Raw genomic sequence first — 12,167 nt, 5'->3', positions numbered from 1 at the left:
ATCATCATGCTGTCCCTCTATGTTCCTCTATGCCTCCGCCTACGCCTCAGCCGATCCTCCCTGATCAAACGCTGATCAGACGCGGATCAGATGAGGCGCAGGATCGCGGTGCGCAGACGGGCCGAGGCGCGCTCCGCATCGCGCTCGGCGCGCCGGAGGCGCTGGAGACCGGCCGCCCTGCGATGTTCCTCCGCCTCACGGTGGAGGGTTTGTATTCGGTCCCGGACCAGTTCTTGGTGCATAGACGACAGGTCGAGGCCGCCGGTGGAGAGGTAGCTCATCAGAGTGATCCTTTCGGGAACGTTCTGTGGTGGTCGATCGGGTTCTCGGTGGTACCGGTCGGTGACCGGGTCGTTCAGGCAGCGACCGGGTTCTTGCGCGGACGCCCGCGCGGACGCTTCCGGGGGACGATCGCCCCACGCAGGACGAGCTCGCCACCCCAGACCCCCCACGGCTCCTCGCGCTCCAGAGCGCGAGCCAGGCAGGCCTCACGGATCGGGCAGCCCCCGCAGAGCGCCTTGGCGAACTCCACGTCCTCCGGGGACTCGGCGAACCACAGGTCGGGGTCGGTACGACAGGGGATTGTGGCTTCGTCGATCAGGTCCATGACCGTCTGGGCCCCCATCTGTTTCACCTCTCAGCTAGGCGTTGATCTTTGGTTACCTCTTGGGGTGGGGGTCAGGAACGACGCGGACAAACAAGAAGGCCGCGGATCCTGGTGCGGATCCGCGGCCTGAAGGCTTTTTTCCTCGGTCAGGTCATGACCGGAGGATGCCTCCAGGGTTGCGGACCGCGCAGTCCACCGTTTCCGATGTGCTGGGTCATTGCTGCGTAGCTGTCGCCCACCCGGGTCTCGGCAGCCGGGACGAACGCCACCGGCTTGGCCGTCGCCGGAGCAACCGTCGCCGGGAAGGCGGCGGGCGTGGCCCAGCGTCGGGCTTCGATCTGGAAGTGGGCAGAATCGTCCTGCGAAACCGGAGCTGCCGCACCAACGGTGAGGAGGGTCCGGACGGCGCAGGGCAGAACGGTGTTACGGCGCGCGGAAGCGAGTCCCATCTGGGACGGCATCAGGATGCTTTTCACAGCGGACTCACCTCCATTCGTTGATCGTCGGACAGTAGAGCCCGACTTGCATGACCATGACCCTAAACCCCTGCCGGGGAAGTGGGCAACATATTTTCTACCTGCGGTGTTGCGACTATCTCACGCGAATCATGGCCTCCTGAACTACCGACACGGCCAGGTCTCCGGACCGGGTGAACATCTCGCCCCTGGCGAGTCCCCGCGCCGCCCCCGACCACGGCGACTCCTGGGCGTAGAGCATCCACTCGTCCACCCGGAAGGGGCGGTGGAACCACATCGCGTGGTCCAGGGAGGCGCCGGAGAGGTTGGAGGCGCCCCACGCCAGGCCGTGGGTGAGCAGCACGGTGTCGACGAGCGTGAAGTCGGAGGCGTAGGCGGCCAGCACGACGTGCAGCAGGGGGTCGTCGGGCAGCTCGGTGTCGTAGCGGAACCAGACGTTGGTCTTGGAGCCGCGAAGCTCCGGGTCGCGGTGGGCCTCCCAGGTGAGGGGGGTCACGTAGCGGGCGTCCACCGGCCTGGGCTTGGCGAGCCACTCGCGCATCGGCGAGTCGTTCCCCACGACCTGGAGCATCCGGTCCCGGAAGAGCGGCAGGGTCTCCGGGTCGACCACCTCGGGCATGGTGGTCGCCTGGTGCTCGACGCTGGTCTCGGTCACGTGGAAGGAGGCCGACATGGTGAATATGGCCTTGCCGTGCTGGACGGCCACCACCCGCCGGGTGGTGAAGGAACGGCCGTCGCGGACCCGTTCGACGTTGTAGACGATCGGGATGGCCGGGTCGCCCGGCCGGATGAAGTAGGCGTGCAGCGAGTGGACGTTCCGGTCATCGGGCACCGTCCGGCCCGCGGCGACCAGTGCCTGGGCGGCCACCTGGCCGCCGAAGACACGCTGGATACGCTCCTCGGGGCTGCGGCCCCGGAAGATGTCGAGCTCGATCTGCTCCAGGTCGAGCAGGTCCAGGAGCTCCTTGAGCGCCTCGTTCACGCGTCCTCCGTCCGGTTCGCGGCGGTGCGGCACAGTTCGAGCACCGCTTCGCCGTAGCGATCCAGTTTGACGCGTCCTATTCCGGTGATCGCCAGCAGGTCCTGTTCCGAGAGGGGGGCCCGCTCGGCGATGGCCTGGAGGGTGATGTCGGTGAAGACGGCCCACTGCGGCAGCTTCTCGTTCTTCGACACCGCCGTACGCCAGGTCTTGAGCTCGTCGAGCAGCCTCTCGTCGTGGTCGGCGGGGCAGGTGGCGCACCTGCCGAGCTTCTGCTCGGCGGCGACGGCCAGGGTCTTGCCGCAGACCCGGCAGCTGATCGGCGAGGCGACCCGGCGGCGATCCGACGGGGAGGACCCGGCGCGGCCCTTCTGCGCGGAGCGGGCCTGGGGGGAACGGCCGGTGAGGCCGTCCAGGAAGGTGGAGGGCCTGCGGGAGCGCCGGCCCCCCGGGGAGCGCGCCAGCGCCCAGGAGAGCGCCAGGTGGGCGCGGGCCCGGGTGATGCCGACGTAGAGCAGCCGGCGCTCCTCCTCGATCTGCTCGGGCGTCTCGGCGTAGACGATCGGCAGCATGCCCTCGGTGACGCCGACCAGGAAGACCGCGTCCCATTCCAGGCCCTTGGCGGCGTGCAGCGAGGCGAGGGTGACCCCCTCGACCGGCGGCGCGTGCTGCTCGCTGGCCCGGCGCTCCAGCTCGGCCACGAACGCCGGCAGGTCCGCTCCGGCGGCGGCCAGGTCCTCGGCGAGGTCGGCCAGGGCCTTGAGCGACTCCCACTTCTCCCGGGCCTTGCCGCCCCCGGGGGGCTGGGGGGTGAGGCCGATGCCGGACAGGATGTGGTGCACGGTCGAGGCGAGGGTGTCCCCGGGCTCGGCCGAGCGGGCGGCGCCGCGCAGCAGCACGACCGCCTGGCGCACCTCGGGGCGTTCGAAGAACCGGTCGGCGCCGCGCAGCACGTACGGCAGGCCGGCCTTGGCGAAGGCCTGCTCGTAGGCCTCGGACTGGGCGTTGACCCGGAAGAGCACGGCGATCTCACGGGTGGGCACCCCGCTGTCGGCGAGCTTGCGCACCGCGCGGGCCACGCCCTCGGCCTCGGCGGTCTCGTCGTCGTACTCGGTGAAGACCGGTTCGGGGCCGTCCGGGCGCTGGGCGATCAGGGCGAGCTTGTGCGGGGTGCGCGCTTTTTCGAGCACCCGGTTGGCCAGCGAGACGACCTGGGGGGTGGAGCGGTAGTCGCGGACCAGCCTGATCACGGTGGCGTCGGGGTACTCGACCGGGAAGCCGGTCAGGTAGCGGGTGGTCGCGCCGGTGAAGGAGTAGATCGTCTGGTTGGGGTCGCCGACCACGCACAGGTCGTCGCGGCCGCCGAGCCAGGTGTCGAGCAGCAGCTTCTGCAGCGGGTTGACGTCCTGGTACTCGTCGACCACGAAGTAGCGATACTGCTGGCGGATCTGCGAGGCGACCTCGCGGTGCTCGGTCATCACCGCGGCGGTGAGCTCCAGGATGGTCTCGAAGTCGACCAGGTGCCGGTCGCGGCGGAGGTTCTCGTACTCGTCGTAGAGCCGGACGACCTCCTCGACCGGGACGGGCGGCGTCCGCCCGGCCTTCCTGGCCGCGGCCACGTAGTCCTCGGGGCCGATCTGGGTGACCTTGGCCCACTCGATCTCCGAGGCGATGTCCCGCAGCTCCGAGCGGTCCTGGTTCCTGCGCAGGGAGCGGCAGGCGTCGATCAGCAGCGGCAGCTTCGACTCGATCACCCTCGGCGGGTCCCCGCCGATGACGCGCGGCCAGAAGTAGGTGAGCTGGCGCAGCGCCGCGGCGTGGAAGGTGCGCGCCTGCACGCCCGGCGTGCCGAGCTGCCGCAGCCGCTGGCGGAGCTCGCCGGCCGCGCGTGTGGTGAACGTCACGGCCAGCACGCCCTGGGGGTCGACCACCCCGCTGCGGACCGCGTGCGCGATGCGGTGGGTGATGGCGCGGGTCTTGCCCGTGCCCGCTCCGGCGAGGACGCAGACCGGTCCCCGGACGGCCTCGGCCACCTCACGCTGCTCGGGGTCCAGTGCCGCCAGGACGTCGTCGGGCTCCACGGAGGCTCCTTCACGCAGTCGAACACACGCGGTCGTACGGACCGGGCGGCCCCATCCTCCCAGCCGCCGGCCGGCACCGCTCATTCTGGCAACACGCCGCCGTCAACCTATGTGGTTCGCCGAGATGCACAAAGCACGTCCTTTGCTCCACAATGGGGGCTGATTGCTCCCAGGGAAGGAAAAAGGCCCGTGCGAACTGGGGTAACCGCGGGTGCGCTCGCTCTCGCGGCGGTGATGCTCGGACCCGCGGTGATGCACACGACCGCGCACGCCCACGCGACCGCCGCTCCGGCCCGGCTGGACGGCGTGACCGCCGCCACGGGCACGAGGACGCCCGTGACCGGCCCGACGTCCTCGACCGGCATGGTCTCCGCGACCCGGAGCACCGTGACCCAGGCCCGGAGTGACGCGGGCGACGCGGGCGACGCGGCCACGGCCGGAGGCGCCGGGATCGGGAGCCGGGGCGGCACCGGCGGCGAGACCGGACGCGGCACGGGGGGCGGCGCCCGCACCGGCGGGGCCGCGGAGCGCACCCCCGCGCCGACCCCGACCCCCACCGCGACGGCCACGCCCGACCCGTCGAGCCAGGGCACCGTCGTCGACACCGTCTCCTACGGCTCGCACCCCCGCCAGCGGATGGACGTCTGGTACCAGTCCGACGAGATCAAGCGGCCCGCCGTCTTCCTCATCCACGGCGGCTGGTGGTCCTCGGGCGACAAGAAGTACATGACGGAGATCAGCCGGAGCTACGCCGAGCAGGGCTACGTCGTCTTCAACCTCAACTACCGCCTGTCCGGCGACGCCTCCTGGCCGGCCCAGCGCACCGACACCCTCGACGCCATCGCCACGGCGCGCAGGCACGCGGCGCTGTGGTCCTTCGACCCGAACAACTACGTGATCATCGGTTTCTCCGCGGGGGGTCACCTGGCCACCGCGGCGGGCACCTACAAGAGCCGCCTGCGGGGCCTGCGGGGCGTGGTCGGCATCTCCCCGGTGGTCTCCCCGCTCACCGCGTACACCGAGGGCGCCGACACCTTCGACCTGAACAAGCGCAAGCTGCGCCAGGCCGCCATCAAGCTCGCCGGAGGCTGCGAGCCCACCGGCAGGTGCGCCAAGATCTGGTCCAGCATGGAGGTGCCCTGGCACGCGAGCCGGGGCGACGCGCCCATGCTGGTGGTGCACTCGGAGGACGAGTTCGTGTCGCCCGAGCACGGCAACCAGCTCAAGGACCACCTGCGCCCGTTCGGCGTGTCGGTGACGGTGCTCACCGAACCGGGCATCGAGCACAGCGCTCCCCTGTACCGTCTGCCGGGCGTGGCCGAGCAGACTCAGGAGTGGGTCGCGCAGAAGCTTCTCGCTTCGGGAAGCTGAACGCCTCTCACGTTGTTGGCAATGGCGCCGGACATCACACGAGGGGATTTCTCAGACATGGCGCTGACTGTGTACACCACCACCTGGTGCGGTCCCTGCAAGCGGCTGAAGAGCCAGCTGGGCCGCGAGGGCATCGCCTTCACCGAGGTCGACATCGACAGTGACCCCGACGCCGCCTCGTTCGTCATGAGCGTCAACAACGGCAACCAGACCGTGCCCACCGTGGTGGTGGACTCCCCCACCGGGCGGATCGTCAGGACCAACCCCTCGGTGATCGAGCTCAAGCGCATCCTGGCGGGCGCGGGCGTGTAACCGCCCGGCACCACCGACGCATCCGGCCCCGGCCCGCGGACGCACGCCGTCCTCGCGGACACCGGGGCCCTCGCGTGCCCGGCCCCTGCGGGGTCCGCTCGAACGCGCGGACGGCCGGGCCGTACGGGGAACCCTGGACCAGGGGTCACCAGTCGCCGTGCAGCGGTTCTCCGTACCAGGTCTCGATGAGCCTGCGGGCGATCGAGAGCGAGGACGGCAGGCGGACCTCGCCGCTCTCCAGCGCGGCCAGCAGCTCGGCGCGGCTGAACCAGTGCGCCTCGGCGATCTCCTCGGGCTCCAGGACGAACTCCGTCGTCGTGGCCCGCGCGAAGAAGCCGATCATCAGGCTGCGCGGGAAGGGCCAGGGCTGGCTGCCCATGTAGCGCGCGTCGACCACGCGCACGCCGACCTCCTCGGCCACCTCGCGGGCCACGGCGTGCTCCAGCGACTCGCCCGGCTCGACGAACCCGGCCAGCACCGACAGCCGCCCCTCGGGCCACTGCGGCCCCCTGGCCAGCAGGCACCGGTCCCGGTCGTCGTGGATCAGCATGATCACCGCGGGGTCGACCCGGGGGAAGTGCTGGCTGCCGTCCACGGGGCAGACGCGGACGTGCCCGCCCGCCCGTACCTCGGTGCGGCTCCCGCAGCGGGGACAGAACTCGTGGGTGGAGTGCCATGCCTCCAGGGCGACCGCGTACACCAGCAGCCCGGCGTCCAGATCGCCCAGCAGCGAGCCGACCTGCCGGAGCCCGGCCGCGGACACCTCTCCCCGCCCGGCGGGGAGCGTGGCGGCGAGCCGGTCGAGGAAGGCGGGGCCGGAGCCGGCGGCGCCCGTGACCGCCACGGCGAAGTAGGCGACCCCCTCGGCGTCCACGCCGAGCAGGTAGCGCTCCCCCTCGGGCGCCTCGGCCGTGGGCAGCAGCACCAGCCCGGCCTCCTCGCCCGCGCGGCGGACCAGGGCCCGCCCGTCGTCGACGACCACGACCCTGGTCGTCCCGTCCGCCCAGGCCCGCTCCAGCCATCCGGCGTCACCGCGGAACGCGGCCGACCGGTCGATGGCGGTGCGCGCGAGCAGCAGGGGGCCCAGCAGTCCTTCTTGTGCGGTGATCTCCACGCCGTTCCGTCCTCCCGAACCGAGTGCACATCCTATGCGCCGTGACCGGCCCTGCCCCGTGGCCCGTTCGGGTAGCCTCCCTCCCGACGGATCCCGTACGCGCCAGGGCGACCGGCCGCTCCCGTCCTGCCGCCGGAGGGCCGGACCCGGGACGGGACCGTCCCCGCGGAAAGATCGCCGCTCCCGCGAAAGGACCGCCCCGCGGCGGGCACCGGAACGGGCGTCTCCACCGGCACGGCGTACAGGGATGAAGGAAGACCCCGATAGGCGGGCGACACGGGTATACGCGGTCAATACCCCGGTCCCCCGCACGCGATGATCGCCGTCTGACTAGGATGCGGACGGTTAGGTTAGCCTTACCTGATATGGGGGGTCTGCATTGCGGCTGTACCTCACCGCGCTGAAACCGACGGACTCGGTGACCGACGGTTTCCTCCCGGCGGCACGCGCGCTCGGCTGCGAGGTCACCATCCTCACCGACCGTCCCGAGCACCACCGCGACGCCGGGACGGAGGTGCTCCACTGCGACGTACGGGACCCGCGAGCGGTGATCGACACGGTCGCGCACCACGTCCCCCCGGACGCGATCTTCTCCAACTCCGACCACGTCCAGGCCGAGACCGCGCTCGCGGCGGCCTACTTCGACCTCCCGGCCAAGGACTGGCGGGCCTGCGTCGACACCAAGAACAAGGCGCTCACCCGGCGGAGGCTGGCCGCGGCCGGGGTCGAGACCGTGTGGTCCCGGCGGCTGGGACCGGCCGACCTGCTGCCCGCCGACCCGCCCTTCCCCGCCGTCGTCAAGCCCCGCGAGGGCGTGGCCAGCGAGGACGTGGTGCTGGTCCGGGACGCGGGCGAGCTCGCCGGGGCCGTGGCGAGGATCAGGGCGCGGCGGCCCGGTGAGGCGCTGGTGGTCGAGGAGTACCTCGACGGGCCGCTGCACACGATGGAGACGCTCGGCGACGGCGAGCGGATCCAGGTGCTCGGCGGTTTCCGCACCGTCCTGGGCCCGCTGCCGCACTTCGTGGAGGAACGCCTCGACTGGGAGCCGCCTCCCGGCCGCGACCACGTGCTGCGGGCCCTGGAGGCGCTGGGGGTGGGGCTGGGCGCCTGCCACACCGAGTACGTGATGACCCGGCGGGGACCGCGGATCGTGGAGGTCAACTACCGGGTGATCGGCGACCACTGCGAGTTCCTGCTCGCGGACCTGCTGGGCGTGCCGCTGTTCGAGCTGATCCTCGGCGTCCATCTCGGGTCGGGGCTGCCGGCTCCCGGCCGGGCCCGGGGGCACGGGACCGCGCTGAGCCTGGTCGCCGGACGTCCGGGGACCGTGGCCGCGGCCCCCGGGACGGTCGTCCCCGCGGGCGGCGAACCGGTCAGGGTCTGGCACCGGCCGCTGCGCGCCGTGGGCGACCGGATCGAGCCGAACCACACCAACCGCGACTACCTGGGGATCGTCCGCGCGATCGGGCCGGACCGGGCGAGCGTGGACGCGGCCATCACGGGCTTCACCACCGCGAACCCGTGGGTGATCGCATGACCGGTTCCGGCCAGGGACCCGCCTCCCCCGCCTCCCCCTCCGACGTCGTCACGGCCTCCGGCCTCGGCCCGAGGTCCGGCCCAGGCTCGAAGTCCGGCCCAGGCTCAGGTCCCGGCCCGGACTCGGGGGCCGGTCCGGACTCGGGGGCCGGCCTCGGCTCGGGTACCGGCCCGACGAGCCCGCGGGAGCCGTACCTGGCGGCCCGGGTGCTCAACGCGCTGCTGCGCGAGGACTACGGCGGCCTGGCCGGGCGGATGACCCGCGGCAAGGACGGTGTCGCACTGCTGCTGCCCGGCGGCAGGCGGGTACGGCTGGTCCCGGGCTCGCTGTTCCAGGACTTCGTGACGGCCCCGCAGGAGGCGCTGCGCCTGGAGGAGGTGCTGCACGCGCTGCGAGAGGTCTCCGCCCCGGCCGACGCCGCAGGGGTGGAGTCCTTCGTCCGGGAGTGCCGTGAGGCGCTGCGCGCCCTGGACCTGCACGACGCCCGGCGCGAGGAGGTGCTCGCCCGGCTGGCCCCCGTTCCCGGCGGCACGACCGTTCCCGGCGGCACGACCGTCACCGGGGGCACGCGGTACGAGACGTTGGCCGCCTTCGTCGACCACCCGGTCTACCCGACGGCCCGCTGCCGGTTCGGACTGTCCGACGAGGAGCTGGTGGCGTACGCGCCGGAGTTCGCGCCCGTCTTCGCGCTGCGCTGGGCCGCGGTGCCGCGCGAGCGGCTGACCGGGCCGGAGGTCCCGTGCGCGCCCGCCTTCGAGGCCGTCGGGCTCGCGCCGGGCCTCGCGCGGACGCACGCGCTGTTCCCCGTGCACCCGCTGACGGTCGGCGAGGTCGAGCGGGTCGGGTGGGCGGCCGTGGCGCCGGAGGCGTACCTGAAGGTCAGGCCCACGCTGTCGATGCGCACGGTCGAGGTCTCGCCGGGCACGTACCTGAAGCTGCCGCTGGCCACCAGCACGCTCGGGCTGCGCAACCGCAGGTCGATCAGACCAGGCACGCTGGCCGACGGGGCACGGGCCGAGCTGCTGCTGCGCGCCATGCCCGACCCGCGGGTGTTCCTGGCCGACGAGCAGACCTACGGCCATGCCGGGCACGAGTACCTGGGCTGGCTGCTGCGGCGCCACCCCGCCGGGGAGGCCGTCACGGTCGCGGCGCTGCCGGCACCGCTGCCCGGGGGCGGGACGGTCGTGGAGGAGCTGGCCGGGCGGTGGTGCGGAGGGGACGTCGCCGGGCTGCTCGGTGAGTACCTGCGGGTCCTGCTCGGCTACCACGTGCGCCTCTTCGTCAGGTACGGCACCGCGCTGGAGGCCCACCAGCAGAACCTCTCGCTGGTGTTCGGACCGGTCACCGGCTCCCCCCTGCCCGGCTCCGGCGTCCCGGCGTCCCGCGAACCGGCCCCCGGCGCACCGGGCGCCCGCGAACCGCTCCCGCACGGACCCGTCCCTCGCGGACCGGGGCGGGACACCGGGCCCGGTGACGCCGCGGGCGGTGGTCTGGCCGGGGTGCTCGTCAAGGACAACGACGGCCTGCTCACCTCGCCCGAACGGCTGCGGGACGCGGGCCTGGCGGTACCGGACTTCACCGACCCCCGGATGCTGACCGACGATCCGCACGCGCTGGCCGACATGTTCGTGACCATCACCCTGCACCTGGCCGCCGCGGCCCCGGTGTTCGGCGCGCTGGCGCCGCGCCCGGCCTTCGAGCTGGTCCGCGGGACGCTGGCCGAGGCGCTCGACGAGTACGGGGAGGACCCGATGGCCAGGCTGCTGCGGGCCAGGACCCTGGACGCCGCCCGGCTCGTCGGGAAGTCGATGGTCACGGCCGGGACCCTGGTGGACAAGGCGCGCACCGGCGCGCGCGACGTGAACAAGTTCTACGGCACGAGCGGGCCGAACTACCTCCGCCAGCCGCCCCAGGCCGCACCGGCCACGACCACGCGAAGGACGTCATGACCAGCCTCGCCCTCGACTCCCCGGCGTCCGTCGCCGAGGAGGCCTCACTCGCCGCGCTGCTGCGCTGCTGCGTGCGGGAGATCTCGGGACCCCGCGGCCAGGTCGAGCACGCCCGGCCGTACGTGCTGCTGCGCGTCGCCGGCACCCTGCTGCGCGTCCGCGCGCACGGCGGCCTGGCGCTGCGCTTCGACGGGCGGGCCGAGTGGCTGGAGAACGGCTCCTGGCAGCCGCTCTCGGTGGAGAGGCTGGTGCGGCTGGTGGAGAGCGAGCTCGGCGAGGACAACGACGAGTTCGCCTCCCAGGTGGCCGAGAGCAGGGACGTCATGACCACGTTGCTCGCGGCGCGGCGGGACGCGTCGCCGCCCGCCGATCCGTGGCTGGCCTCGGAGCAGGCGCTGGTCTTCGGGCACCCGTTCCATCCCAGCCCCAAGGCGCGCGGCGGCGACGGCTGGCTGCGGTACGCGCCCGAGGCGCACGCGAGCTTCCCGCTGCGGCTGCTGGGGGTCAGGCGGGACGTGCTGGCCGGTGCCGGTGACACGGGCTCCCTGGACGCGCTCGGCCAGGCACCGCCGGGCTACGCGCTGCTGCCCGCGCACCCCTGGCAGCTGGAGCTGCTCACCGCGGACCTGGCCGCGCCCCTGGCCGACGGCCGCCTGATCGACCTGGGCGAGGGCTCGCGCAGGGCGGTCCCCACCTCGTCGGTCCGCACGGTCTACGAGCCGCTGATCGACCGGTGCCTGAAGTTCAGCCTGGACGTGCGGATCACCAACTGCCTGCGGAAGAACTCCTGGTACGAGCTGGCCGGGGCGGTCGAGCTGAGCCGCCGCCTCGAACCGGTCTTCCGGGACCTGTCGGCCGCCTTCCCGGGCACCCGCTGGCTGCCCGAGCCGGGTTACCGCTCGGCCGCCCTGGGGACCCGGCTGCTGGAGGGGCTGGGGGTGATCGTCCGGGTCGCGCCGTGGTCGGTCTGCCGGCCGGGGGTGACCCCGCTGCTCAGCGGCGCCCTGGCCGCCGCCGGGCACCCGGTGGCCGATCCGGTGGGCTGGTGGCGGGCGTACGTGGAGCGCGTGGCGCCACCGGTGCTGGAGGCCTACCTCGGCCACGGCGTGGTGCTCGAACCCCACCTGCAGAACGTCCTGATCGGCGTGGACGCGGCGGGTCTGCCGGTGGAGGCGGTCTTCCGCGACCTGGAGGGGACCAAGCTCGTCGCCGGGCGGCACGAGTTGTCCGGGCTGCCCGGCCGGGTCGCCGAGGCGCTCACCTACGACCCGGCCGCCGGGTGGGACCGGGTGGTCTACTGCCTGATGGTCAACCACCTCCCCGAGATCGCCGCCTCCCTCACCGGGACCGCCCCGGGCACCGGGGACGGGCCGGACGACGGGGACCGGGACGGGCTCGGACGCGAGCTGTGGGCGGTGGCCCGGGAGGTGCTGGCCGGGTACGCCGGGCCTCGCGGGTGGCCCCGGCCGGTGGCGGACCTGCTCTCCGGCAGGCCGCTTCCGGCCAAGGCCAACCTGTCGGTCAGGTGGGCCCGCTCGGCGGACCGCTCGGCCGGGTACGTACCGGTCGCGAACCCGCTGGCCCCGTTCCGACCGGTACCGGTCGCGAACCGGCAGGAGCCGTCCTGACCGGTACCGGTCGCGAACCCGCTGGCGCCGTCCTGACCGGTACCGGTCGCGAACCCGCTGGCGCCGTCCTGAGCGCACGGGTGCCCGGTCGCGGGCCCACCGATGCCCTCCTG

General features: G+C 73.0%; 11 protein-coding genes. 5 read left to right on the top strand and 6 right to left on the bottom strand.

All coding sequences use genetic code 11. The annotated features are described in order from the left end of the window. Positions 1-86: 86 nt before the first annotated feature. From ACZ6RT_RS09235 to ACZ6RT_RS09215, 5 genes are all read right to left on the bottom strand, one after another. Entirely contained in the window at positions 87-281 is a 195-nt protein-coding gene (locus ACZ6RT_RS09235) for a hypothetical protein (RefSeq protein WP_399187800.1), read from the bottom strand. Between the two features lie 74 nt (positions 282-355). Beyond that, a complete protein-coding gene (locus ACZ6RT_RS09230) occupies positions 356-625 on the bottom strand; it encodes a WhiB family transcriptional regulator (RefSeq protein ID WP_329085648.1) in 270 nt (89 codons plus the stop codon). A 128-nt stretch (positions 626-753) separates the two neighbouring features. Further along, on the bottom strand, positions 754-1,083 hold the full coding sequence (locus ACZ6RT_RS09225; RefSeq protein ID WP_399187802.1) for a hypothetical protein: 330 nt from the start codon (positions 1,081-1,083) through the stop codon (positions 754-756). Positions 1,084-1,198: 115 nt separating this feature from the next. Next, a complete protein-coding gene (tesB, locus tag ACZ6RT_RS09220) occupies positions 1,199-2,065 on the bottom strand; it encodes an acyl-CoA thioesterase II (protein ID WP_470152735.1) in 867 nt (288 codons plus the stop codon). Beyond that, positions 2,062-4,143 (bottom strand): ATP-dependent DNA helicase UvrD2, encoded by a 2,082-nt coding sequence (locus tag ACZ6RT_RS09215; RefSeq protein ID WP_470152734.1) that lies wholly within the window; start codon positions 4,141-4,143, stop codon positions 2,062-2,064. Before ACZ6RT_RS09215 ends, tesB begins: the two co-directional genes overlap by 4 nt. Before the next feature lie 189 nt (positions 4,144-4,332). On the opposite strand from ACZ6RT_RS09215, the gene ACZ6RT_RS09210 reads away from it, so the two are divergent. Both ACZ6RT_RS09210 and ACZ6RT_RS09205 read left to right on the top strand, forming a co-directional pair. After that, the gene (locus ACZ6RT_RS09210; RefSeq protein WP_470152733.1) at positions 4,333-5,514 is read left to right on the top strand and encodes an alpha/beta hydrolase; all 1,182 of its coding nucleotides are present in this window, start codon (positions 4,333-4,335) and stop codon (positions 5,512-5,514) included. A 57-nt stretch (positions 5,515-5,571) separates the two neighbouring features. Then, entirely contained in the window at positions 5,572-5,826 is a 255-nt protein-coding gene (locus ACZ6RT_RS09205) for a glutaredoxin family protein (RefSeq protein ID WP_344902224.1), read from the top strand. A 145-nt stretch (positions 5,827-5,971) separates the two neighbouring features. On the opposite strand, the gene nudC is transcribed toward ACZ6RT_RS09205, so the two are convergent. Next, on the bottom strand, positions 5,972-6,940 hold the full coding sequence (nudC, locus tag ACZ6RT_RS09200) for an NAD(+) diphosphatase (protein ID WP_399187810.1): 969 nt from the start codon (positions 6,938-6,940) through the stop codon (positions 5,972-5,974). 379 nt (positions 6,941-7,319) lie between these two features. Here nudC and ACZ6RT_RS09195 point away from each other — a divergent pair, with 379 nt between their 5' ends. Genes ACZ6RT_RS09195 through ACZ6RT_RS09185 form a run of 3 tightly spaced genes read left to right on the top strand, consistent with a single transcriptional unit; the run spans position 7,320 to position 12,054 of the window. Beyond that, positions 7,320-8,477 (top strand): siderophore biosynthesis protein, encoded by a 1,158-nt coding sequence (locus ACZ6RT_RS09195; protein WP_470152732.1) that lies wholly within the window; start codon positions 7,320-7,322, stop codon positions 8,475-8,477. Continuing rightward, positions 8,474-10,426, top strand: coding sequence for an IucA/IucC family protein (locus ACZ6RT_RS09190; RefSeq protein WP_470152731.1), 1,953 nt, complete (start codon positions 8,474-8,476; stop codon positions 10,424-10,426). The genes ACZ6RT_RS09195 and ACZ6RT_RS09190 overlap by 4 nt, the downstream gene beginning before the upstream one ends. After that, the gene (locus tag ACZ6RT_RS09185) at positions 10,423-12,054 is read left to right on the top strand and encodes an IucA/IucC family protein (protein WP_470152730.1); all 1,632 of its coding nucleotides are present in this window, start codon (positions 10,423-10,425) and stop codon (positions 12,052-12,054) included. The genes ACZ6RT_RS09190 and ACZ6RT_RS09185 overlap by 4 nt, the downstream gene beginning before the upstream one ends. The last annotated feature ends 113 nt before the right edge of the window (positions 12,055-12,167 follow it).

Source organism: Streptosporangium sp. NPDC050148, from assembly GCF_055586505.1.
The sequence above is the reverse complement of the archived record's forward strand: the minus strand, read 5'-3'. Positions and strand labels throughout refer to the sequence as shown.

Bases quoted from the DNA above. Each gene is read 5' to 3' on its own strand.
- ACZ6RT_RS09190 (WP_470152731.1), top strand. From the start codon at position 8,474: ATGACCGGTTCCGGCCAGGGACCCGCCTCCCCCGCCTCCCCCTCCGAC.
- ACZ6RT_RS09235 (WP_399187800.1), bottom strand. From the start codon at position 281: ATGAGCTACCTCTCCACCGGCGGCCTCGACCTGTCGTCTATGCACCAA.
- ACZ6RT_RS09230 (WP_329085648.1), bottom strand. From the start codon at position 625: ATGGGGGCCCAGACGGTCATGGACCTGATCGACGAAGCCACAATCCCC.
- ACZ6RT_RS09205 (WP_344902224.1), top strand. From the start codon at position 5,572: ATGGCGCTGACTGTGTACACCACCACCTGGTGCGGTCCCTGCAAGCGG.
- ACZ6RT_RS09185 (WP_470152730.1), top strand. From the start codon at position 10,423: ATGACCAGCCTCGCCCTCGACTCCCCGGCGTCCGTCGCCGAGGAGGCC.